This window comes from Modicisalibacter tunisiensis (genome assembly GCF_020148005.1).
Taxonomy (GTDB): domain Bacteria; phylum Pseudomonadota; class Gammaproteobacteria; order Pseudomonadales; family Halomonadaceae; genus Modicisalibacter; species Modicisalibacter tunisiensis.
In genome coordinates this window covers 260766-283104 of record NZ_JAGXFD010000002.1, presented here as the reverse complement: position 1 = coordinate 283104, position 22339 = coordinate 260766, and the positions used below count along the sequence as shown (strand labels likewise).

The 22339-nt window shown below is 69.1% G+C and carries 19 protein-coding genes; 11 read left to right on the top strand and 8 right to left on the bottom strand.

The window, feature by feature from the left end; all coding sequences use genetic code 11:
• Positions 1–109 precede the first annotated feature (109 nt).
• The 4 genes from KGQ91_RS16410 to KGQ91_RS16395 form a co-directional block, all read right to left on the bottom strand.
• Complete coding sequence (locus KGQ91_RS16410) at positions 110–3217, bottom strand: efflux RND transporter permease subunit (RefSeq protein ID WP_224421524.1); 3108 nt, start codon at positions 3215–3217, stop codon at positions 110–112.
• Entirely contained in the window at positions 3214–4476 is a 1263-nt protein-coding gene (locus KGQ91_RS16405; protein WP_224421523.1) for an efflux RND transporter periplasmic adaptor subunit, read from the bottom strand. Before KGQ91_RS16405 ends, KGQ91_RS16410 begins: the two co-directional genes overlap by 4 nt.
• A 125-nt stretch (positions 4477–4601) precedes the next feature.
• Positions 4602–5528, bottom strand: coding sequence for a LysO family transporter (locus KGQ91_RS16400; RefSeq protein WP_163649550.1), 927 nt, complete (start codon positions 5526–5528; stop codon positions 4602–4604).
• A gap of 107 nt (positions 5529–5635) precedes the next feature.
• Positions 5636–6334 carry a hypothetical protein gene (locus KGQ91_RS16395; RefSeq protein WP_224421522.1) on the bottom strand — a complete coding sequence of 233 codons (699 nt, stop codon included), beginning with the start codon at positions 6332–6334 and terminating at the stop codon, positions 5636–5638.
• A 150-nt stretch (positions 6335–6484) separates the two neighbouring features.
• Between KGQ91_RS16395 and KGQ91_RS16390 the strand changes: the two genes are divergently transcribed.
• Positions 6485–7045 (top strand): DJ-1/PfpI family protein, encoded by a 561-nt coding sequence (locus KGQ91_RS16390; RefSeq protein WP_163649552.1) that lies wholly within the window; start codon positions 6485–6487, stop codon positions 7043–7045.
• A 77-nt stretch (positions 7046–7122) separates the two neighbouring features.
• On the opposite strand, the gene KGQ91_RS16385 is transcribed toward KGQ91_RS16390, so the two are convergent.
• The gene (locus KGQ91_RS16385; protein WP_163649553.1) at positions 7123–7884 is read right to left on the bottom strand and encodes an ABC transporter permease; all 762 of its coding nucleotides are present in this window, start codon (positions 7882–7884) and stop codon (positions 7123–7125) included.
• Positions 7884–8867 carry an ABC transporter ATP-binding protein gene (locus tag KGQ91_RS16380; RefSeq protein WP_163649554.1) on the bottom strand — a complete coding sequence of 328 codons (984 nt, stop codon included), beginning with the start codon at positions 8865–8867 and terminating at the stop codon, positions 7884–7886. The genes KGQ91_RS16385 and KGQ91_RS16380 overlap by 1 nt, the downstream gene beginning before the upstream one ends.
• Before the next feature lie 317 nt (positions 8868–9184).
• Here KGQ91_RS16380 and KGQ91_RS16375 point away from each other — a divergent pair, with 317 nt between their 5' ends.
• From KGQ91_RS16375 to KGQ91_RS16365, 3 genes are all read left to right on the top strand, one after another.
• On the top strand, positions 9185–10246 hold the full coding sequence (locus tag KGQ91_RS16375) for an HlyD family secretion protein (protein WP_163649555.1): 1062 nt from the start codon (positions 9185–9187) through the stop codon (positions 10244–10246).
• 68 nt (positions 10247–10314) lie between these two features.
• Entirely contained in the window at positions 10315–11355 is a 1041-nt protein-coding gene (locus KGQ91_RS16370) for a DUF2955 domain-containing protein (protein WP_224421521.1), read from the top strand.
• Positions 11356–11395: 40 nt separating this feature from the next.
• Positions 11396–11677: a DUF503 domain-containing protein gene (locus KGQ91_RS16365; protein WP_163649557.1), complete on the top strand. Its 282-nt coding sequence runs from the start codon at positions 11396–11398 to the stop codon at positions 11675–11677.
• Positions 11678–11684: 7 nt separating this feature from the next.
• Here the strand turns inward: KGQ91_RS16365 and KGQ91_RS16360 are convergent, their stop codons facing one another.
• Both KGQ91_RS16360 and ehuR read right to left on the bottom strand, forming a co-directional pair.
• Positions 11685–12614, bottom strand: a complete 930-nt coding sequence (locus KGQ91_RS16360; protein WP_163649558.1) for a 2-hydroxyacid dehydrogenase — start codon at positions 12612–12614, stop codon at positions 11685–11687.
• A gap of 41 nt (positions 12615–12655) precedes the next feature.
• The gene (ehuR, locus tag KGQ91_RS16355; protein WP_163649559.1) at positions 12656–14062 is read right to left on the bottom strand and encodes a MocR-like ectoine utilization transcription factor EhuR; all 1407 of its coding nucleotides are present in this window, start codon (positions 14060–14062) and stop codon (positions 12656–12658) included.
• Positions 14063–14271: 209 nt separating this feature from the next.
• Here ehuR and doeA point away from each other — a divergent pair, with 209 nt between their 5' ends.
• From doeA to eutB, 7 genes are all read left to right on the top strand, one after another.
• Positions 14272–15471 (top strand): ectoine hydrolase DoeA, encoded by a 1200-nt coding sequence (doeA, locus tag KGQ91_RS16350; protein ID WP_163649560.1) that lies wholly within the window; start codon positions 14272–14274, stop codon positions 15469–15471.
• Between the two features lie 31 nt (positions 15472–15502).
• Positions 15503–16534, top strand: a complete 1032-nt coding sequence (gene doeB, locus KGQ91_RS16345; protein ID WP_163649561.1) for a N(2)-acetyl-L-2,4-diaminobutanoate deacetylase DoeB — start codon at positions 15503–15505, stop codon at positions 16532–16534.
• Positions 16535–16595: 61 nt separating this feature from the next.
• A complete protein-coding gene (locus tag KGQ91_RS16340; protein ID WP_163649562.1) occupies positions 16596–17066 on the top strand; it encodes an Lrp/AsnC family transcriptional regulator in 471 nt (156 codons plus the stop codon).
• 66 nt (positions 17067–17132) lie between these two features.
• Positions 17133–17906, top strand: coding sequence for a formate dehydrogenase accessory sulfurtransferase FdhD (locus KGQ91_RS16335; protein ID WP_224421520.1), 774 nt, complete (start codon positions 17133–17135; stop codon positions 17904–17906).
• A gap of 160 nt (positions 17907–18066) precedes the next feature.
• Positions 18067–19536, top strand: coding sequence for an NAD-dependent succinate-semialdehyde dehydrogenase (locus tag KGQ91_RS16330; RefSeq protein WP_224421519.1), 1470 nt, complete (start codon positions 18067–18069; stop codon positions 19534–19536).
• Positions 19537–19759: 223 nt separating this feature from the next.
• Positions 19760–21172: an aminotransferase gene (locus KGQ91_RS16325; protein ID WP_163649565.1), complete on the top strand. Its 1413-nt coding sequence runs from the start codon at positions 19760–19762 to the stop codon at positions 21170–21172.
• A 100-nt stretch (positions 21173–21272) separates the two neighbouring features.
• Positions 21273–22274, top strand: a complete 1002-nt coding sequence (gene eutB, locus KGQ91_RS16320; RefSeq protein ID WP_224421518.1) for a hydroxyectoine utilization dehydratase EutB — start codon at positions 21273–21275, stop codon at positions 22272–22274.
• Positions 22275–22339 lie beyond the last annotated feature (65 nt).

The following is a 22339-nucleotide window of genomic DNA, read 5'->3' as shown; positions in this document are numbered from 1 at the left end:
GACTGAAGTCGCTCCCACAGGAGGCTTCATGTCCGGGGCCGCCGCCGTGGTCTTGTGGGAGGGGGTTCATCCCCGACAGCGGCGGTCTGTTGGCGGTGCAGCCAGCCGCTCAGTCGCCGTGCGGCGAGCGGGCCGGTTCGGGTGACGAGGCGCCCAGGCGCTCGCGCAGGTCCTCGAGGATCAGGTACAGGCAGGGGATCAGCACCAGCAGGATCAGCGTGGCGAACAGGATGCCGAAGCCCAGCGAGACGGCCATGGGGATGATGAAGCGCGCCTGCCGCGAGGTCTCGAAGATCATCGGTGCCAGCCCCAGGAAGGTGGTCAGGGTGGTCATCATGATCGGCCGCAGACGGCGCGTGGCGGCGGCCATGATCGCCTCGCGGGCGTTGAAGCCCTCGCGGCGGCGATGATTGGCGTAGTCGATCAGCACCAGGGCGTCGTTGATCACCACCCCGGACAGCGCCAGCATGCCCAGCAGGCTGATGATCGACAGCCCGAAGCCCATGATCAGATGGCCGAGCACCGCGCCGATCACCCCGAAGGGGATGGCCGTCATCACCAGCAGCGGCTGCGTGTAGCTGCGAAAGGGGATCGCCAGCAGGCCATAGAGGGCGGCCAGCGTCGCCCACAGCGCCGTCCGCAGCACGGCCAGGTTGTCCGCGGTTTCCTCCTGACGCCCGCCCGGGCCGATCTCGAGCCCCGGGAAGCGCTGGCGCAGCTGGGGGAACAGCGAGTCCTCCAGAGTGGTGAGCAGCGCCTGGGTCGAGTCCGTGGCGGCGAGATCGGCGGTGACCTCGACGACCCGGCGGCCGTTGATGCGGGTCAGGCTGGCGCTGGCCCGGCTGCGTTCGATGCGGGCCACGCGGGCCAGTGCCACCTCGCCGCCGTCCGGCGTGAGGATCGGCAGGCGGCCCAGTTCGGCGAGGCTGTCGCGCGAGGCCGGGGGCAGGCGCACCTCGACGCTGATCTCGGTGCGGCCCTGCTGCTGCTTGAGGGCGGTGGCGCCCTGCAGCGGCCCGCGCAGCTGCCGCGCCAGCGACTGGCCGGTCAGCCCCAGGGCGCGCCCTTCCGGCGACAGGCGAATCGACAGCTGCGGCTTGCCGTTGCCGACGCCGCTGTCGACGCTTTCCACCCCCTGGTAGTCGACGAGCCGTGCGGCCAGCGCCTCGGCGGCAGCATCGAGCGTGGCGCCGTCGGGATGCGACAGGCGCAGGGTCAGGTCGGCGCCACCGCCGGGACCGCCGGCATCGCTGGCGAAGCGGATCGCCTCGACGCCGGGCAGATCGCCGGTGGCCTCGCGCCAGGCCCGGGCCAGCCGCGAAGGCGGCCAGGCGCGCAGGCTATCGGCGGCGATCGACAGGCGTACCTCGAGGGTGTCGCCGCGCTGGCGGGCGCGGGTGCTGTCGTAGACCAGGTCGGCATGGGCGTCGGCGAGACGCCGGGCGCCGGCCAGCAGGGCATCGCGGACGGCGTGATCCGCGGCGAGCGGGCTGCCCGGCGGCAGGCTGACGGTGGCCTGCACCCGGTCGGCCTCGACGCGCGGCATCAGCGAGAAGCCCAGCCGCCCACTGGCGGCGTAGGCCAGGGCGAGGATCAGCACCGCGACGCCGATCGCCACGGCGAGCAGGCGCCGGTCGAGGGCGCGCTCGAGGAAGGGGGCGAAGCGGTACTGGGTGAAACGGTCGAGCCCCTGCTGCATCGCCTGACGGACCCGCTCGATGGGCCGCTGCCAGGCGGGCAGGCGCTGGCGCGGCTGGCTGTGGGCCAGGTGGGTGGGCAGGATGAACAGCGCCTCGATCCACGACACGGCGAAGACCGTGATCACCACCAGCGGAATCACGCCCATGATCATGCCCAGGAAGCCGGGCAGGAACAGCAGCGGCAGGAAGGCGACCATGTTGGAGAGGACGGCGAAACTGATCGGCACGGCGATCTCGCGGGCGCCGTGGATGGCCGCCTCGAAGACCGAATGGCCCTTCTCGCGATGGGCGTAGATGTTCTCGCCGACCATGATGGCGTCGTCGACGACGATGCCCAGGGCGATGATGAAGGCGAACATCGAGATCATGTTGATCGACACACCGAGCCCGGGCAGGAACAGCATGGCGCCGAGGAAGGCGGTGGGGATGCCGAGCGTCACCCACATCGCCAGGCGGGCCTCGAGGAACAGCCCCATCAGCACCAGCACCATGGCGAGGCCCAGCCAGGCGTTGCCGAGCAGCAGATCGAGGCGCTGGCGGTAGATCGTGGAGCTGTCCCAGCCCGGGGTCAGCGAGATGCCGTCCGGCAGTTCGTCACGCAGGCGGTCGAGCTCGCCGCGCACGATCGCCGAGACGCCCAGCGGCGTCTGGTCGCCGACCTGATAGACCTGCAGCGAGATGCCCGGCTCGCCGTTGAACAGCACCTCGCGATCGCCCTCGGCGAGCCCGGGCTGCACGCGGGCGATGTCGCCCAGGCGAACCACGCCGCCGTCGGCCGTCGACAGCACCGGCAGCTCGGCGAAGTCCGCGGCACTCCGGCGCCGTCCCTGGTAGCGGACCAGCCACTCGCCGTCGCGGGTGTCCAGGCGGCCGCCGGCGAGGTCGAGGGCCTCCGCGCCGATGCGCTCGGCCAGCTGGGCATGGCTGAGCCCGTAGCGGCGCATCGCCGCCGGGTCGAGCAGCACCTGGATCTCGCGGTCGCGACTGCCCTCGAGCTCGATCTTGCCCAGCGCGGTCTCGCCGAGCAGTTGCTCGCGCAGGCGTTCGGCCAGCCGCTGGAGGGTCAGGGCATCGGTGGGGCCGTGCAGGTTGAGCTCGAGCACCTGCCGCGAGCGCCCGGCGAGGCTGAAGGTGGGCGCCTCGGCGGCCTCGGGGAAGGTGCGGATGCGGTCCACCGCCTGCTGGATCTCCTGATAGACCCGCATGGTCTCGGCCCCGGGGCGCAGCTCGGCGGTCACGCTGGCGCTGCCTTCGCTGGCGGTGGCGGTGACCTCGTCGATGCCGTCGATATCCGCCAGCGCCGACTCGATGGCCAGCAGCAGGCTCTGCTCGACCTCCTCGGGCGTGGCGCCCGGGTAGGCCACCTCGATGTCGACCGCTTCCAGGGTGAAGTCGGGAAAGACTTCCTTCTTGATCGTCAGGCTGGCCATCAGGCCGCCGAGCAGCAGGATCAGCATCAGCAGGTTGGGAGCCACGCCGTGGCGGGTCATCCAGGCGATGGGGCCGTGCCGGGTCATGGCGGCGTCTCCCCGTCGTCGGCATCGCCGCCGGGCGACGTGTCGTCCGGTGTCGGGGCCACGCGCAGCGCCATGCCCTCGCGGGGCCGGACGAGCGGGCTGACCACCACGCGCTCGGCACCACCGAGCGGGGCGCCGTCGGCACGGATCAGCACCTGGCGCTGGTCACGATAGAACGGCGTGACGGAGACGATGTGCAGCCGGTTGCCGGCGTCCAGCGTCCACACCCGGTCGTCCTCGTGCAACGCGGCGACCGGCAGGCCGATCAGGTCGTCACGCCCGGGCGGGGTGAAGCGGGCCTCGACGACGTCGCCCAGACGCAGGGCCGGCGCCTTCGTGTCGAGCGCCAGCGGGTCCTCGACCCGCACCAGCAGCTGGCTCATCAGGCCGTTCTCGGCCAGGCCGGGCAGGATCGAGAAGGCACGCCCCCGGCGCTGCCGGTCCGCCGGCCAGGCATCGCTCACCAGGGTGGCGAGCGAGCCGCTGTCGATGCCGTCGCCGGTTTCCAGCCAGTCCAGGGCGTCGCTCTCCAGCGAGACCCGCACCCAGAAGTGCGAGACATCCACCAGACCGAGCAGGGCGGTGTTGGCCGCCATGGCGCTGCCGGCGCCCACCAGGCGCTCCTGCACCATGCCGCGGAAGGGCGCGGCGATGGTGGTCCGCGCCAGCTCGAGACGCGCCTGCTCGAGGTCGGCCTCGGCGCTCGAGACGGCGGCCCGGGCGGCCTTGAGCTGCGGCTCGCGCAGGACCAGGGCGCGGCGCTCGGCGGGCAGCTCGCGGCCGTAGGTGCGGTAGTCGGCCTGGGCCTGGAGCTGCTGGCCGCGTTCGATCGCCAGGTCGGCCCGGGCCCGGGTCAGTGCCGCCTCGGCGCGCTGGACCGCCAGCCGGTAGTCGGCATCATCGAGGATGGCCAGCGTCGCGCCGGCCTCGACCACACGACCCGGCTCGACGCCGGGAGCGAACCGGGCCAGTTGACCCGCGACGCGGCTGGCCACGCGGGTCTCGCGGGCGGCGATGACCCGGCCGTAGGCGACGAGGGTCGGTGCCACGCCCCGGCGCTGGACGCCCGCGACACTGACCATCGGTGGTGCGGGCTCGGGCGGGGCGGCACGCTGGCCGGCGCGCGGCGGATGGCTCAGCAGCCAGTAGGCGACGGCGCCGGCCAGCAGCAGGACACCCAGGGACAGCAGGGCGCCGGGCGCAAGGCGGCCGTCCTGACGCGCCGGGGCGCATCCGGGCGAAGGGAACTCGGGCTTCATGAAGGGCTCGGGATGGCGGTGGTGACTCGGCTATCCTGCCATCTTTGCGCATCGTCGCGCAGGGTGTTGCGTGAAAATGCGCAGGCGAGGGGCAGGTATTCGTCTCCAGAGCCTGCCGGCGCGCCCTACAACGACAGCAGGAACAGGATCAGCGGCGGCGAGAGCAGCGAGAGCAGGAAGCCGCTGACCACGGCGATGGGCACGCAGGCCACGCCGCCGTGCTGCTGGATGACCGGCAGGGTGAAGTCCATGGAGGTGGCGCCGCCGTAGCCGATGGCCAGCGGGGTGGCGCGGTGGATCACCAGCGGAATCAGCAGGAAGGCCGTCAGTTCGCGGGCCAGGTCGTTGAAGAAGGCCGCTCCGCCCAGCACCGGGCCCAGCTGGTCGCCGATGAGGATGCCGGAGAGCGAATACCAGCCGAAGCCGGCCGCCATCGCCAGTCCTTCGTTCCAGTGCAGGTCGAGCAGCGGCGCGGCCAGCAGCCCGGCGGCCAGCGAACTGGCGGCGACGGTCAGGGCGATGGCCAGGCCGTGGCGGTTGAGCAGGATCTGGCGCAGCGGCATGCCGGAGTTGCGCAGCTGGCAGCCGATCAGCGCCAGCAGCGCGTAGAGAACCCATTCGGCCAGCATCTCGGCGTGCTGCGCCGTGCCCTCGACGCCCAGCCGGGCGAGTACCAGCCCGGCGAGGATGCCCGCGATCACCACGCCGGCCAGCGCCAGCGAGCCGGCCATGGCCGCCAGCTTGCTGGTCGGGGCCCCGGCGAGGCGCGGCGAGTCGCCGGCGTGCAGGACGCTGCGCCGCGACAGGGCATAGAGGGCCAGCAGGTTGACGGGGGTGATGACGGCGAACAGCGCGAGCGCCTGACCGCCCATGCGGGCCAGCTGGCCGCCGAGGTCGTCGAGGCCGGTCAGGCTCACCCCCATCAGGGCCAGGATGGCGTAGATCGAGCCATTGACCGCCCGGTTGATGGCCTGCATCACGGTTTCGCGGCGCACCGGCACCAGATACCCGAGAATCAGCGGCAGCAGGATCAGCAACAGACCGGAGAACATCGTCACTCCTCGGCAGGGTGGGGACAGGACGGGCAGCACCGCCGTGAACGGCTCCCTACCTTAGCAAAGTGCGATGCGCGACGGTGACGACAATCGCTGATGCCCCATCAGCGGGACTGATTGGCTGCCGCCTGACGGCTCAGGTGGGCCAGCTCCAGGGTGCTCAGAACCTTGCCGTCGCGACGGTAGTCGCCGCCCAGCAGCAGCCCCGGCAGTGAGGGGGTCAGGCGCAGGCGCAGCTGGCGCTCGGGTTTGTCGGAACGCCAGGTGAGGACGTTCAGGCTGGGGTAGCGATGGCCCTCGACGGTCACCTCGTTGTGGTCGAGCACCCGGTAGGCCAGCGTGACCGCGGTACCGTCGTAATCGCGATAGCGCAGGGTACAGGGGGCGGCCTCGGCGCCGTTGCAGGCTGCCGTGGCCGCCTGGCGGGCCAGGGCCACCAGGGCGGTCTGACGGTCGGGCAGCGGGGCCAGTTCGCGATCGTCGAGGCGGTAGTCCTTGCCCAGGCCGAACAGCCGATAGCCGCTGCGGTAGAACAGCGCATCGAGGCCGTCGTCGGTGACGCGAAAGCGGCCGCGCTCGTTGCCTTCGGCGATGGCGATCTGCGCGTGCATGGCGCTTTCCCACTGGCCATCGTCACGGCTCAGCCGGTGGTGGATGGTGACATCCGGCCAGCCGTCCAGATGCAGCCGGTAGGTTGCCGAAAAGGGATGAGGCTCGGCCGCGGCCAGTGCGGATACGGCAACCAGCCACAGGACCAGGCCGAGAGCCAGCCGGACCGGGCGGGTGAAAGCACGGAGCGTCATGCATCATCTCCATCTGCAGAGCGTACCGAGAAAGAACAAAGCGTGCCGGAATAAGACCGGCATGGCCGGGGGCGCGTTCCCTGCTACCCTGTTCAGGAAAGCCGTGAGTGCCCGATCCGGAGCCGGAAACAGATCAGGAGAGATACCGACATGGCCAGGATTCTGTTGGTTGCAGGGGACTTCGTCGAGGATTACGAGATCATGGTGCCGTTCCAGGCGCTGCAGGCGATGGGGCACACGGTGCATGCCATCTGCCCCGACAAGCGCGAGGGTGACAGCGTCAGGACCGCGATCCATGACTTCGAGGGCGACCAGACCTACAGCGAGAAGCCCGGGCACGCCTTTACCCTCAACGCCACCTTTGCCGAGAGCGATCCCGCCGAGTATGACGCCCTGGTGATCCCCGGCGGCCGCGCGCCTGAGTACCTGCGCCTCGACGAGCGCGTGCTCGAGGTGGTGCGTCACTTCCGGGAGGCCGACAAGCCGGTGGCGGCGATCTGCCATGGCGCCCAGCTGCTGGCCGCGGCGGTCTCGCTGGAGGGATGCCGGGTCTCGGCCTATCCGGCCTGCGCCCCCGAGGTGCGCTTGGCCGGTGGCGACTACGCCGACATCGCCGTCGACCAGGCGGTCACCTGCGGCAAGCTGGTCACGGCGCCCGCCTGGCCGGCCCACCCGGAATGGCTCAGGCAGTTCAACGTCCTGCTGGATTGACGCCGCCCGTCAGGAGCCGTTGGTCCGGGCTATCCACATGGGTAGCCCGGTTTCTCTTCGTATCGTATCGGAGAGGCTCAGGGGCGAATCCGGTAGCCGGTGCGGAAGATCCACGCCACGATCCCCAGGCACGCCGTCAGGAACAGCAGGATCATCGCCACGCTGGCGGCCACGCTGACGTCGGCGCTGCCGAAGAAGCTCCAGCGGAAGCCGCTGACCAGGTAGACCACCGGGTTGGCCAGGGTCACCGTCTGCCACAGCGGCGGCAGCATGTCGATGGCGTAGAAGGTGCCGCCGAGGAAGGTCAGCGGCGTGATCACCAGCAGCGGTACCAGCTGCAGCTTCTCGAAGTTGTCCGCCCAGATGCCGATGATGAAGCCGAGCAGGCTGAAGGTGACCGCCGTCAGTGCCAGGAACAGGACCATCCACAGCGGATGGGCGATCGTCAGCGGCACGAACAGGCTCGCCGTGCCCAGGATCAGCAGCCCCAGGATGATCGACTTGGTGGCCGCCGCGCCGACGTAGCCGAGCACGATCTCGAAGTGCGACACCGGCGCCGAGAGCAGCTCGTAGATGGTCCCCGAGAACTTGGGGAAGAAGATCGCGAACGAGGCATTGGAGACGCTCTGGGTGAGCAGCATCAGCATGATCAGCCCGGGGACGATGAAGGCCCCGTAGCTGACGCCGTCGATCTGGGTGATGCGCGAGCCGATCGCACCGCCGAAGACCACGAAGTACAGCGAGGTGGAGAGCACCGGCGAGACGATGCTCTGCAGCAGCGTGCGCCGGGCCCGGGCCATCTCGAAACGGTAGATGGTGCGAATGGCGTACCAGTTCATCAGTGCTCCTTGACCAGGCCGACGAAGATGTCCTCCAGCGAACTCTGCCGGGTCTGCAGGTCGGTGACCTCGAGCCCGGCGGCATCCACGGCGCGCAGCAGCTCGGCAATGCCGGTGGCGTCCTGCTGGGCGTCGTAGGTGTACACCAGCTGCCGGCCCGCGTCGTCGAGGGTCAGCCCCCGTCCGGCGAGCGCCTCGGGCAGCGCGGCCAGGGGCGTGGCGAGCTGGAGCATCAGTTCCTTGCGACCCAGCTGGCGCATCAGCGCCTGCTTCTCGCGGACCAGGATGATCTCGCCGTGGCTGATCACGCCGATGCGGTCGGCCATCTCCTCGGCTTCCTCGATGTAGTGGGTGGTGAGGATGATGGTCACTCCCGATTCGCGCAGCCGGCGCACCACGTTCCACATGTCGCGCCGCAGCTCCACGTCCACGCCGGCGGTGGGCTCGTCGAGAAACAGGATACGCGGCTCGTGGGCCAGCGCCTTGGCGATGAGCACGCGCCGCTTCATGCCGCCGGAGAGGGTGATCAGCTTGTTGTTGCGCTTGTCCCACAGCGCCAGATCCCTGAGCACCCGTTCGATATGCGCGGGATCGGGGGGCTTGCCGAACAGCCCGCGGCTGAAGCTGACCGTGTTCCATACCGTCTCGAAGGCCTCCGAGGTCAGCTCCTGGGGGACCAGGCCGATGGTCGCGCGGGCGGCGCGGTAGTCGTGGACGATGTCGTGGCCGTCGGCTATCACCCGGCCGCCGGTGGGGTTGACCAGGCCGCAGATGATGCTGATCAGGGTAGTCTTGCCGGCGCCGTTGGGACCGAGCAGGGCGAAGATCTCGCCGCGCTGGATCTCGAGGTCGATCGACTTCAGGGCCTGGTAGCCCGAGGCGTAGGTCTTGTCGAGCCCGTCGATCTGGATGATCGGTGCCTCGTGCGCGGCAGGGCTCTTCACCGCGGCGGTCGGCTGGCTGGCGGTCGGCGTATCGGTCATGGCATGCATCCGCAGGATGGACTCGCCGCAAGGGCGTGTGACGGCACCTTAGCACATCACGTGGCGGCCGCGTCGGCAAGGCGCTCGCCGGCCCGGGAGGCGGGGGAAGACAGGCGGGGAGTGGATTTCATTGCTGACTATTGATTAGCATACTAATTTAATGGCAAAATAGACAGCCTGCTAATTATCGATCGGTTCGCCCACCGGCCCGTGGCCCGAGGATCGCGGCGTCGCCCCGTTGCCGGCATGGCTTGCCCGACCCTCGCGCCGGGCGAATCGATCACGCCCCTGCCTGACGTCGTCCACAAGAGAGAGCCATGACACCGGAACAACGCTTTGCCCGCTGGGTCCAGGTCGCGCTGACGGCCTTTGTCCTGCTGTTCGGCTATTTCCTGCTGGCCGATCTGCACATGCCACTGACGCCCCAGGCGCGCCTGATCCGTCAGGTGGTGAGCGTCGCTCCCCGGGTGTCAGGGCAGGTGGCGGCGGTCGAGGTGGCCAACAATCGGCATGTCGAGGCCGGCGAGGTGCTGTTTCGCATCGATCCGGCCCGCTACCGCCTGGCGGTGGAAAAGGCGACGCTGGCCCTCGAGCAGGCCCGGCGCGAGAATGCCCAGCTCGATGCGCGCATCGCCGCGGCGCGGGCTAACCTCGCCGCGGCGCGGGCCGATGCCGGGAATCTCGCGCGTGACGTCAAGCGTTACGAGGATCTGGTCAAGCGCAACCAGGTGGCCCGCCAGCGGCGCGACACGACGCTGGCCCGCTACCAGGCGGCCCGGGCCCGGGTCGAGGCCGCCCGCTCGACCCTGCATCGGCTCGAGGTGGAACGTGGCCAGTCGGGGGACGACAACCTGCGCCTGCGTCAGGCCCGTAATGCCCTGGCCCGGGCGAAGCTCGACCGGGAGTACACCCGGGTGCGTGCCGACATCGCCGGCACCGTCAGCAACCTGCAGCTCGAGGCGGGCAGCTATGCGGCGGCCGGCAGCGCGGTGCTGGCGCTGGTGGCCGACACCCCGGACCTGGTGGCCGACTTCCGCGAGAAGAGCCTGCGTTATGTCGATGTCGGCACGCCGGCCGCCGTGGTCTTCGATGGCTGGCCCGGCGAGGTGTTCAAGGGCCACGTGACCAGCCTGGACAGCGGGGTCCGCAATGGCCAGCTGCGGGCGGATGGTCAGCTGGCCGACCCGACCGAATCGGATCGCTGGGTGCGCAATGCCCAGCGCATGCGCCTCCATGTCGCCCTCGACGAGGCGCCGCCGGGCGTGTCGCCGACGGGCGCGCTGGCCACGGTGCAGCTCTACCCGAGCGACAATTCGTTGCTGGATGCCCTGGGGCGCCTGCAGATCGATCTGATCAGCCTGCTGCACTACATCTATTGAGGCGCGCGATGCTCCGGTTCGTGAACGGTCGAGGGAGGCCGAGCAACGGGAAGCGGCGGCCAGGGCCGGTGCATCCCCTCAAGGAACTCGACACCAATGACGTTCGCCAGTGCCTGCGCGTCGCCTTCGGCAGCACCCTGGGCTTCGTCGTCTCCAGCCTGTTCGACTGGCACTACGGGGTCTTCTTCACCGTCTATCCCATGCTGCTGCTGGCCCTGGTGCCGACGCTCAACGGCCACGTGATTCGCCAGTTCCTGGGCAGTGCGCTGATCAACACCGTGGAGGTGGCGCTGATCGCCGGGCTGTTCGGCCACCTGCCGGTGATCATGACGGGGCTGGCCTTCATCCTGTTCGCCGGGCGTTTCCGTCTGATGAGCGGCGGGCCGCTGTTCCTGTTCGGCGCCCAGGGCGTGGTCAGCCTGAGCGTGATGTTCCACTTCGCCAGTTATCCTGCCACCAACCTGCACGACCTGCTGGCCAGCAACCTGATCGCCAGCAGCCTGACGCTCGCCCTGGCCGCGGTGGCCTACGTGCTGATCCCCGATGCCGAACCGCGGGGGCGGCCGCCGCGGCGCGATAAGTCCCTGGCGCGCCAGCGTCACGAGACCCTGCTCGGCGCCAGCGTGGCGACGCTGTCGTTCGTGGTCTTCCAGGTCTTCGACCTGCGCGACTCGCTGTCCGCCCAGGTGGCGACCATCCTGATCCTGTTCCCGCTGACCTTCCGGGGCGCGGTGGTGGCGGCCCGGCATCGCGCGACCGGGGTGCTGCTGGGCTGCAGCTACGGCCTGCTGGTGCAGCTGGTCCTCTACAACCACTCCGGCAACCTGTGGCTGGTCGTGCTGCCGCTGTGGATCGGCGTGATGCTGTTCGCCCGCGAGCACCTCAAGGAGGGAGTGGGTTCGGGGGCGGGCTTCGGCGGCATGACCACGGTGGGCATCCTGTTCGGCCAGTACCTGTCTCCCGGCCAGGACCTGGTCTACAGTGCCCTCTATCGCGTCAGCTCGATCTGCGTGGGCATGCTCGCGGCCCTGCTGGCGGCCTATCTGGTCCACCGGCTGCTCAATCGCTTCGCGGCGACGCGGCTGATCTACGAGGATGTCGTGCACTGATCGCGGGCGGACCCGGGGATGCCCGATACACGGAGGCGTCATGCACATCGTCGTGATGACCGTCGAGATGTCGTTGCCGGGCTGTCGCTCACTCAAGGAAAAGCGCCAGCGCATGGGCGGCCTGCACGAGCGTTTCGGGCGCAACCCCGCGGTGGCGGTGTGTGAAAGCGGCGCCCTCGATCGCCTGGAGACGAGCGAATGGACCTTCGTGGTGGCCGGTATCGACGGCCGCCGGGTGGAGGCACTGTGTCAGGAGATCGAGGACAAGCTCCAGCGCACGGTGGATGGCCGTGTGCTGGAGGTGACCCGGGAGCCATTGTAGGGCGCCTTCAATAGCCGGCCCGGGGATCGATGGTCTCGACGTCCTCGCCGTTGTCCAGCGCGCGGATCAGCTCGGCGACCTGGTCGGCGGCGTCGCGTACCGGGGTCGGCGCGGCCATGTGCGGGGTGATGCGCACGCGCGGGTGGGCCCACAGCGGATTGTCGCGGGGCAGGGGCTCCTCGGTGAAGGCGTCGAGCAGGGCACCGCGCAGATGGCCCTCCTGCTCGCCGGGGCCGAGGGCATCGAGCAGCGCCGCCGTGTCGATCAGGCTGCCGCGCCCGGGATTGATCAGCGTCGCGCCCTCGGGCAGCCGCGACAGCGTCTTCGCGTCGATGAGGCCACGGGTGCTGTCGGTGTCGGGCAGCAGGGTGACCAGGGTGCGCACGCGGCCCAGCAGCTCGGGCAGGCCGGCCTCGCCGTGGTGGCAGGTCACGCCGTCGAGCGACCTGGCCGAGCGGCTCCAGCCGTGCACCGGAAAGCCGTCGTCGGCCAGCACCCGGGCAACGTGGGCGCCGATCGCGCCCAGGCCCAGCACGCCCACCGGCCAGTCGGCCTTGTCGGTCAGCGGCTGTTCATGCCAGGTGGCGTGGCCCTGCTGGGCGAAGTAGCGGTCGAAGTCGCGCTGGAAATAGACCACCCCGAAGCGCACATAGTCGGCCATCAGCGGTGCCATGCCGGCATCGCGCAGCTTGACGACGGGCACGTCGCGGGGCAGGCCCGGGTTGGCGAGCAGCGCATCGACACCGGCGCCCAGGTTGATGATGCCCTTGAGGCGCGTCTGGCCCTCGAACAGCGAGGCGGGCGGCTTCCACACCGCCAGGTAGTCGGCGGGGGCGTCGCCGGGGTCGTCGCTGGTGACGATCTCGGCGTCGGGCAGGCGGCGGGCCAGCGCCTCGCGCCAGGTGTCGGCCTCGTCGATGTGAACCAGTACGCGCATCCTCTGTTCTCTCCTTGCCGTGTCCGCCGGTGTCCGGCAACTCAGTAGACGATCTCCAGCATGGGCGGCGGCGCCTCGTTGAGCAAGCGGGCGACCAGCTCCAGGCCGCGGTCGAGGCGCTCCGGGTCGGGCTCGGCGCCCAGGCTCAGGCGCACACGCCGCGGGGCGGGGGTCTGTTCGACCATGAACGGCTGCGAGGCGGTGATCGCCACGCCTTCCTGCTCGGCCTGCTGGCGCAGCTCCTCCGCCCGCCAGGCATCGGGCAGGGTCAGCCAGACGTGCAGGCTTGATGCGCGCGAGGCGAAGACGTGACCGTCGAGCCGCCGTGCCGCGAGCTGCTGGCGCTCGGCGAGCAGCTCGCGCTGCTCGCCGGCCAGTGCCTCGACGGTGCCGTCGGCCAGCCAGGCATCGGCGATCTCGAGAATCAGCGGGGTGGCCATCCAGGTGGTGGCGCGCAGGCGGGGCAGGGCGTGATGCAGCTGGCCCCGGGGCACCGTGAGATAGCCGGCGCGCAGCCCCGGCACGGTGGCCTTGGTGAGGCTGGTGACATGAAAGCTCTGGCGCGGCAGCCGGGCCGTCAGCGGTGTCAGGCCCGGCGACTCGAGAAGGGCGTGGACGTCATCCTCGATCAACCACACGCCGTGACGGCTCAGCACCTCGGCGATGGCGTCGCGGCGCGCTTCGCTCAGGGTCGCGCCGGTGGGGTTGAGCTGAGTCGGCGTCAGGCACACGGCCCGCGGGCGGAAGCGACGGCAGGCGGTATCGAGGGCGTCGGGCATCACGCCCTCGTCGTCGATGGCGACCCCGCGCAGCTGAAAGCCCAGGGTCCGCGACAGGGCGATCAGGCCGTGGTCGGTCAGGGCCTCGGTCAGCACCAGGTCGCCATGCTGGACCACGGTGGCGATGGCCAGCATCAGCCCGTGGGAGGCGCCGTTGCAGAGAATGCGTTCCTCCACGTCGCCGGGCACGCCCAGCCGGTCGCGCAGCCAGTACCCGGCGCGCTCGCGCTGGTAGGACAGCCCGGCGATCGGTCGGCTGGCGGAGATCACCTCCGGCGAGGCCTGTTCGGCGAGGGCGGCGAGCGTCTCGCGAAAGCGCAGGTGGTGAGTCGGCGGGCAGACCGGGTGGGCGATCGACAGGTCGATCAGCGCGGATTCGGTGCGCGGCTCGCCGGTGCGCAGGTATTCCGCCTCGCGATTGTCGTCGAGGGTGTTGATCCAGGTGCCGCTGCCCACCCGGGCCTGGACCAGCCCCATCTTCTCGGCCTGGGCATAGGCGCGCGAGACGGTCTGGACGCTGACGCCCAGGGCATCGGCCAGCTGCCGGTGCGGGGGCAGCCGCGTGCCGGGGGTCAGCTCGCCCTGGCGGATCGCCTCGGACAGCGCCCGGGCGATGGCCAGGTACTTCGGACCCTGTGATGACAGGTAGGGCGTCAGATCAATTGTCATGATTCAATAAAGCCTTTGACGGCTGGCTCTACGTTGGTGCTAGTATCAGCGGCAGGACATTGGCAGGTAATTGTCATGATTTCAAGGTCCCGTTGTCATGACAATGTGGGTTGCCAAACAGCTGTTTCAGCGTCCCCTTGACGGCCCGACACCCCCGTACTCCCGCCGGAGGGTCGGTTCTGGCGATTTCGTGTTTTGGAACGAGGCACATGATCCAGGTTTCCCTGCCTTTCACCCGTGAGGAATATGCCCAGCGCCTCTGGAAGGTGCGTCAGTCGATGGCCAGCCGCGGCATCGACGTGATGATCATCAGCGACCCCTCCAACATGGCCTGGTTGACCGGCTACGACGGCTGGTCGTTCTACGTGCATCAGTGCGTGCTGCTCGGACTCGAGGGCGAGCCGGTGTGGTACGGGCGACGGCAGGACAGCAACGGGGCGCTGCGTACCTGCTGGATGGACCCCGAGAACATCACCTACTATCCGGATTACTACGTCCAGAATCCGGACATGCACCCGATGGAGTACCTGGCCCAGTCGATCATGCCCGATCGCGGCTGGCACGAAGGCGCCGTCGGCGTGGAGATGGACAACTACTACTTCTCCGCCAAGGCCTACGCCAGCCTGACCCGTGAATTGCCGCACGCCCGCTTCCAGGACGCCAATTCGCTGGTCAACTGGTGCCGGGCGATCAAGTCGTCCCAGGAAATCGAGTACATGCGCGTCGCGGCGCGCATCGTCGAGGGCATGCATTCGCGGATCCTCGAGATGATCGAGCCGGGGCTGGCCAAGAGCAAGCTGGTCTCGGAGATCTACCGCGTGGGCATCGAGGGCTGGACCGATGCCGACGGCAAGGTGTACGGCGGCGACTATCCGGCGATCGTGCCGCTGCTGCCGACCGGCTCCGATGCCGCGGCACCGCACCTCACCTGGGACGACACGCCGTTCCGCGAGGGCGAGGGGACCTTCTTCGAGATCGCCGGCTGCTTCAAGCGCTATCATGCGCCGTTGTCGCGTACCGTGTTCCTCGGCAAGCCGCCCAAGGAGTTCGTGCGCGGCGAGTCGGCCCTGCTCGAGGGCATCGAGAACGGCCTGGCCGTGGCGAAGCCGGGCAATCGCTGCGCCGACATCGCCATGGCGCTGGGCGCCGCGATGGACAAGTACGGCTTCGACCGCGGCGGCGCGCGCTGCGGCTATCCGATCGGCATCAGCTATCCGCCGGACTGGGGCGAGCGGACCATGAGCCTGCGTCCCTCCGACGAGACGATTCTCCAACCGGGCATGACCTTCCACTTCATGCCCGGCATGTGGATGGACGACTGGGGCCTCGAGATCACCGAAAGCATCCTGATCACCGAAAACGGCGCCGAACCGCTGGCCAACTTCCCGCGCCAGCTGTTCGTCAAGTAAGTCCGCTGTTCGTCAAGCAAGGAGTGGCATCATGACCCAGCGAGCCCGCGACCTGCGGCCGAGTCCGATCTCCGCGACCGTCGACTTCGAGGCCGACGGTGTCCAGCATGGTTTTCTCAAGCTGCCGATCTCCAACGACGAGTCGGCCTGGGGCGCGGTGATGATCCCGATCACCGTGGTCGCCAACGGCGAGGGCCCCACGGCGCTGCTCACCGGGGGCAATCACGGCGACGAGTACGAGGGCATCACCGCGCTGATGAAGCTGGCCGGCACGCTCAGGGCCGAGGACGTGCACGGCCGGGTGATCATCGTGCCGATGATGAACGTGCCGGCGGCTCAGGCCGGTCGCCGGACCTCGCCGATGGACGGCGGCAACCTCAACCGCAGCTTCCCCGGCAACCCGGACGGCAGTGTCACCGAGCAGATCGCCGACTACTTCACGCGCTATCTGGTGCCGATGATCGATGTGGCGCTGGATCTGCACTCCGGCGGCCGAACCCTGGACATCGTGCCGTTCGCCGCGTCGCACCACCTGGAGGACAAGGACCAGCAGCGCCAGGCGCTGGCCGGTGCCAAGGCCTTCGGTGCCCCCACGGCGATGATGATGTTCGAGCTGGATGCCGCCAAGCTGTACGACACGGCGGTGGAAAGCCAGGGCAAGATCTTCGTCGCCACCGAGCTCGGCGGCGGCGGTACCACCACGCCGGAGCGCATGGCGATCACCGAGCGCGGCGTGCGCAACTTCCTGATCCACTATGGTCTGGTCGACGGCGAGCTGGAAACGCCTGCCGAGCCGCAGGTCTACGTCGACATGCCCGATGCCTCCTGCTACGTGCAGAGCGAGCACACCGGGCTGCTCGAGCTCACCGTGAGCCTGGGCGACCGGGTGGAGACGGGACAGGTCATCGCCCGCGTCTACGACATGACCCGTACCGGCGCCGAGCCCGTGACCTATCGCGCCGAGCGCGACGGCCTGCTGGTGGCCCGGCGCTTCCCGGCGCAGGTCAACATGGGCGACACCATCGCGGTGATCGCCGAGGTGGTGGACTCTCTCGACGGCTGAACCCAGCCCAGGCAAGCGTCCCGGCCGCCGATGGCGGCGGCCGGCCCGACAGTGGACCGGCATGAAGCTCGACCGATACGACCTCAAGATCCTCGACATCCTGGCCAGGGACGGCCGCATCACCAAGTCGCGCCTGGCCGAAGCGATCAATCTGTCGGTCAGCCCCTGCTGGGAGCGGGTGCGCCGGCTCGAGAAGGCCGGTGTCATCGAGGGCTACTCGGCACGCATCAACCCGCGCGTGCTCCTCAGGCGCACCCCGGTGTGGGTGCAGATCGAGCTCAAGGCCCACAATGCCGAGAGCTTCCAGCGCTTCGAGAAGGCCATGCGCGAGGAGCCGCTGGTCACCGAGTGCGTCGCGGTGGGCGGCGGCGTCGACTACCTGGTCAAGGTGGAGGCGGACACCGTCGACGCCTACCAGCGCCTGATCGACCACTGGCTGATGTCCGATCTGGGCATCGAGCGCTACTTCACCTATATCGTCACCAAGACCGTCAAGGATGAAGCGCCGCCCCTCACCATCGATGCCGACTGAGTTCGTGGCGCCGCGATCGACCGGCGGCGACTTGGCGTCGCTCGCCGGGGTGATTACGCTATGCCCATGAACATGCCGCCTGTCTCCCCGGCGCCGGTCGAGGAGTACACCGACCGGCGCGATCGACCGTTGCGCGATCTCGACGGCCCCCGTGAAATGCCCATCACCCTGGCGCTCAACGACGAGGCGGTGGCCACGCTGCTGGCCACCCCCGAGTCGCTCGAGCCGCTGGCGATCGGTCACGCCTTTACCGCCGGCTGGATCACCCGTCGCGATCAGGTCGCGGACATCACGGTCTCGCGGCTGCGCCATGGCCTGCGGGTGCGCCTGGGGGTCCCGGCGCGGCTGGCGCGACAGGCGGCACGGCGCGCCCCGTGCGAGGCCTCGGTCTCCAGCTGCGGTGCCTGCGGTGCCCTCGAGGAGGCCGAGGTGATGGCCGGGCTGACCCGTCTGCCGCCGCACCCGGTACTATCCGGCGAGGCCCTGCGCCAGGGGCTGGCGGCGCTCGAGGCACGGCATTGCCGGGGCCAGCACACCGCCCTGGGGCTGGATGCCCGGGGCGAGGTCATGACGCAGGGGCAGGATATCGGCCGCCACAACGCCCTCGATCGGGTGATCGGCGAGAGCCTGCTGAACGGCACCCCGCCCGAGGCGGTGCTGGTGTCCAGCCGCTGCAGCCTGGAGCTGGTGCAGAAGACCGTGCGCGCGCACATTCCCACCCTGGCCACGCTGTCGCTGCCGTCTGCCCTGGCGGTCGAGGTGGCGCGGGCCTGTGAGCTCAACCTGGTGTGTTGCCACCGGGGACGGAGCCTGGAGCTGTTCAGCGGCCGGCTTTCCTGAGCCGGCGAGAAAAAACCTCAACTCTTCCCCACATCTCCAAAAAAATCCCGCCTTTCCCCCCTGGCTAACAGAAACACGTCGAGCGCCGCCTCCCTTACTCTGGGCAGCAAGCGGGTAGCAATACCCGGAACCCGTTTTTCCGTTTCTGCGGAGGTGCAGGATGAAACTCGACGATCCCCGCCTGTTTCGTCAGTACGCCTATATCGATGGCAAGTGGACCCATGGCGACGCGGGTCGCGAAGAGGCCGTGATCGACCCGGCGACCAACGAGACGCTGGGCCACATTCCGCTGCTCGAGCCGGAGCAGATCCGCGCCGCCGTGGACGCCGCGGATGCCGCCTTCGTGCAGTGGCGGGCGCTGCGCGCCGACGAGCGCTGCGAGCGGCTGCTGGCCTGGTACGACCTGCTGCAGGCCCATCGCGAGGATCTCGCTTACATCATGACCCGCGAGCAGGGCAAGCCGTTGCCCGATGCGCGCGGCGAGGTGGAGTACGGAGCGAGCTTCATCCGCTGGTTCGCCGAGGAGGGCAAGCGCACCTTCGGCCAGACCATCCCCAGCCATATCCCCAATGCTGCCCTGGGTACCCTCAAGGAGCCGGTGGGCGTGGCCGCGCTGATCACGCCGTGGAACTTCCCGCTGGCGATGATCACCCGCAAGGCCGCCGCGGCCATGGCGGCGGGCTGCACGGTGGTCGTCAAGCCGGCCGGCGAGACGCCGTTCTCCGCCCTGGCGCTGGCCGAGCTGGCCGAGCGCGCCGGCATCCCGGCCGGGGTGTTCAACGTGGTGCTCGGCGATGCACCGATGGTCTCCGAGGTCCTCTGCAAGGAGGAGCGGGTCAAGGCGCTGTCGTTCACCGGCTCCACGCCGGTCGGCCGCCTGCTGCTCGAACAGAGCGCCGGTACCGTCAAGCGCGTCTCGCTGGAGCTGGGCGGCAATGCGCCGTTCATCGTCGGCCCGGACGTCGATCCCAAGGAAGCGGCCTACGCCGCCGTGGCGGCCAAGTTCCAGACCGCCGGACAGGACTGCCTGGCCGCCAACCGCATCCTGGTTCACGAGTCCGTGCACGACGAATTCGTGGCGCACTTCGCCGAGCGCATGCAGGCCTTCACCGTCGGCAACGGCCTGGACGGCGAGGTCGACCTGGGGCCGCTGATTCATCGCCGTGCGGTGGACAAGGCCGCGGCGATCGTCGACGACGCGCTGTCCCGGGGCGCCACGCTGGTCCACGGCGACCAGTCGGCCGCGCCGGGCGAGAACTTCTTCATGCCCGTCCTGCTGACCGAGGTCACGGCGGACATGAAGGTCTGGCGCGAGGAGAACTTCGCGCCGGTGGCGGGCATCACCCGCTACAGCACCGATGACGAGGTCATCGAGATGGCCAACGACACCGAGTACGGGCTTTCCGCCTACATCTTCACCCATGACATCCGGCGCATCTGGAAGATCATGCGCGCGCTGAAGAACGGCATGGTGGCGATCAACACCGTGAAGATGACCGGGCCGCCCATCCCCTTCGGCGGGGTCAAGCAGTCGGGCCTGGGCCGCGAGGGCGGCACCGCGGGGATCGAGGAGTATCTCGAGACGAAGTACTACTGCCTCGGCGGGCTCGGTTCCGTCTCAGGGAGCTGAAAAACCGGCTGCGCTCGGCCAGGCGGTGTTGAGCCGCCGACGCGCCATGCTCATGGACGAGATGTCCACTGCGCTGTCGCGCCGTCGGCTCGCCTGCCGTGGCCGTCGCTCGCTCGGTTTTGCCTTGCTGGCAGAAACAAGGCGGCCTGACATACCGAGCGCTTGAGTATTTCGCGTTTTTAACGACGCAAGACGTTTACTTTGATTTTCACAGGAGAGTGCCATGACCACCCATCAGGATCTGATCGACCGCGATCGCAAGGTCACCTTCCACGCATCCACGCACCTGCGTGACTTCGCCCACGGCAATGCGCCGGGTCGCGTGATCACCGGTGGCAAGGGCATCAACATCGTCGACAAGGACGGCCGCGAGTTCATCGACGGCTTTGCCGGCCTTTACTGCGTCAACATCGGCTACGGCCGCACCGAAGTGGCCGAGGCCATCTACAAGCAGGCGCTGGAGCTGGCCTACTACCACACCTACGTGGGGCACTCCAACGAGCCTCAGATCGCGCTGTCCGAGAAGATCCTCGAGCTGGCCGGCCCGGGCATGTCCAAGGTCTACTACGGCCTCGGCGGCAGCGATGCCAACGAGACCCAGCTGAAGATCGTGCGTTACTACAACAACGTGCTGGGCCGCCCGCAGAAGAAGAAGGTCATCTCGCGGATGCGCGGCTACCACGGCTCCGGCCTGGCCACCGGTTCGCTGACCGGCCTCAAGGCATTCCACGATCAGTTCGACCTGCCGATGACCGGCATCCTGCACACCGAGGCGCCGTACTACTACCATCGTGCCCCCGAACTGGAAGGCATGAGCGAGCGCGAATTCTCCAAGCATTGCGCCGCCAAGCTTGAGGAGCTGATCCTGGCCGAGGGGCCGGATACCGTCGCCGCCTTCATCGGCGAGCCGGTGCTGGGCACCGGGGGCATCGTTCCGCCGCCGGAAGGCTACTGGGACGAGATCCAGACCGTGCTGTCCAAGTACGACGTGCTGCTGATCGCCGACGAGGTGGTCTGTGGCTTCGGTCGCATCGGCAGCAACTTCGGCAGCCATCAGTACGGCATCAAGCCGGACCTGATCACCATCGCCAAGGGCCTGACCAGTGCCTATCAGCCGCTCTCCGGCGTGATCGTCGGCGACAAGGTCTGGCAGGTGCTCGAGCACGGCACCGGCGAGTTCGGCCCGATCGGCCACGGCTGGACCTACTCCGGCCATGCGCTGGGCTGTGCCGCCGGCCTGGCCAACCTGGAGATCATCGAGCGCGAAGGGCTGACCCAGAATGCCGCCGAGACCGGCGCCTACCTGCAGCAGAAGATGCAGGACGCCTTCGGCGAGCACCCGATCGTCGGCAACGTGCGTGGCGTCGGCATGCTCGCGGCACTGGAGTTTTCGCCCGCGGCCGCCAAGCGCGCCCACTTCGATCCGGCCCTGAAGGTCGGGGCGCGCATCAGCGCCGCCGCCCTGGAGGAGAACCTGATCGCCCGTGCCATGCCGCAGGGCGACATCCTCGGCTTCGCGCCGCCGCTGGTCGCCACCCGTGACGATGTCGACGAGATCGTCGCCCGCGCCAGGCGTGCCGTGGACAAGGTCGCCGACGAGCTGACCAAGTCCGGCGATCTGGGCGACGGGGCCTGATCGATCCCCCGACGACTGATACGCTGATGTTGATGACGACGCCGCAAGCCCCTTGCGGCGTCGTCCTGTCTGGCACATGCCGTTCAACAAGGAGTCAACGATGACGCAGCCGACGCATGGCGTCACCCTGGCCTCGCTCTATCAGGCCCGGGCACGCATTGCCGGGCAGGTGACGCGCACCCCGCTGATCCGCTCTCAGGCCCTGTCGCGGCGTTTCGATGCCGAGGTCTTTCTCAAGCTGGAAAACTGCCAGCCCAGCGGGGCCTTCAAGCTGCGTGGGGCGACCAACATGATCCGCGCCCTGCTCGAGCGGGACGGCGCCGAGGCGCTGTCGCGCGGTGTGACCACCGCCTCCACCGGCAACCACGGGCGTGCCGTGGCGCTGGCGGCATCAAAGCTGGGCGTGCCGGCGATCATCTGCCTGTCGAACCTGGTACCCGACAACAAGGTGCGGGCCATCGAGGCGCTGGGCGCCGAGGTCAGGCGTGTCGGCCGGAGCCAGGATGAAGCCTTCGGCGAGGTGGCACGGCTGGTCGACGAGGAGGGCATGACGCTGATCCCGCCCTTCGACGACCCGCTGATCGCCAGCGGCCAGGGCACCATCGGCCTGGAGCTGCTCGAGGATCAGCCCGACCTGGATCGCGTGATCGTCGGCCTGTCCGGCGGCGGGCTGCTGGGCGGCATCGGCGCCGCGATCAAGGGCATTCGTCCGGCCACCCGGGTCACCGGTGTCAGCCTCAGTCAGGGGGCGGCGATGTGGGAGAGCCTCAAGGCCGGGCATCCGGTCGATGTCGAGGAAGTCGAGAGCCTCGGCGATTCGCTGGGTGGCGGTATCGGTCTGGACAACCGCTGCACCTTGGCGCTGGTGCGAGACGTCATGGACGATCACTATCAGGTTTCCGAGGTCGCCATCGCCCGGGCCATGGTGGACCTGCTGGCCGACGAGAAGATGCTGGTGGAAGGTGCCGCGGCGGTAGGGCTGGCGGCCATCGACGAGCATGGCCTGGACGTGCGCGGCCAGACCGTGGCGCTGATCGTCTCGGGCAACGGCGTGGCGCTGGAAACCGTCGACCGGGCCCGTGCGCTTGCCAAACCTCGCTGACGATGCTGGCCTTTTGCGGGGCAGGCTTCAAGCCAGCGTGCCAACCATCAATGGAGGAGGAGTGC

Coding starts and splice junctions, on each gene's coding strand:
- KGQ91_RS16375 (WP_163649555.1), top strand. CDS start 9,185: ATGACACCGGAACAACGCTTTGCCCGCTGGGTCCAGGTCGCGCTGACG.
- KGQ91_RS16335 (WP_224421520.1), top strand. CDS start 17,133: ATGAACATGCCGCCTGTCTCCCCGGCGCCGGTCGAGGAGTACACCGAC.
- KGQ91_RS16325 (WP_163649565.1), top strand. CDS start 19,760: ATGACCACCCATCAGGATCTGATCGACCGCGATCGCAAGGTCACCTTC.
- KGQ91_RS16390 (WP_163649552.1), top strand. CDS start 6,485: ATGGCCAGGATTCTGTTGGTTGCAGGGGACTTCGTCGAGGATTACGAG.
- KGQ91_RS16395 (WP_224421522.1), bottom strand. CDS start 6,334: ATGACGCTCCGTGCTTTCACCCGCCCGGTCCGGCTGGCTCTCGGCCTG.
- KGQ91_RS16340 (WP_163649562.1), top strand. CDS start 16,596: ATGAAGCTCGACCGATACGACCTCAAGATCCTCGACATCCTGGCCAGG.
- doeA (WP_163649560.1), top strand. CDS start 14,272: ATGATCCAGGTTTCCCTGCCTTTCACCCGTGAGGAATATGCCCAGCGC.
- KGQ91_RS16400 (WP_163649550.1), bottom strand. CDS start 5,528: ATGTTCTCCGGTCTGTTGCTGATCCTGCTGCCGCTGATTCTCGGGTAT.
- KGQ91_RS16385 (WP_163649553.1), bottom strand. CDS start 7,884: ATGAACTGGTACGCCATTCGCACCATCTACCGTTTCGAGATGGCCCGG.
- KGQ91_RS16365 (WP_163649557.1), top strand. CDS start 11,396: ATGCACATCGTCGTGATGACCGTCGAGATGTCGTTGCCGGGCTGTCGC.
- doeB (WP_163649561.1), top strand. CDS start 15,503: ATGACCCAGCGAGCCCGCGACCTGCGGCCGAGTCCGATCTCCGCGACC.
- ehuR (WP_163649559.1), bottom strand. CDS start 14,062: ATGACAATTGATCTGACGCCCTACCTGTCATCACAGGGTCCGAAGTAC.
- KGQ91_RS16360 (WP_163649558.1), bottom strand. CDS start 12,614: ATGCGCGTACTGGTTCACATCGACGAGGCCGACACCTGGCGCGAGGCG.
- KGQ91_RS16380 (WP_163649554.1), bottom strand. CDS start 8,867: ATGACCGATACGCCGACCGCCAGCCAGCCGACCGCCGCGGTGAAGAGC.
- KGQ91_RS16410 (WP_224421524.1), bottom strand. CDS start 3,217: ATGACCCGGCACGGCCCCATCGCCTGGATGACCCGCCACGGCGTGGCT.
- KGQ91_RS16330 (WP_224421519.1), top strand. CDS start 18,067: ATGAAACTCGACGATCCCCGCCTGTTTCGTCAGTACGCCTATATCGAT.
- eutB (WP_224421518.1), top strand. CDS start 21,273: ATGACGCAGCCGACGCATGGCGTCACCCTGGCCTCGCTCTATCAGGCC.
- KGQ91_RS16405 (WP_224421523.1), bottom strand. CDS start 4,476: ATGAAGCCCGAGTTCCCTTCGCCCGGATGCGCCCCGGCGCGTCAGGAC.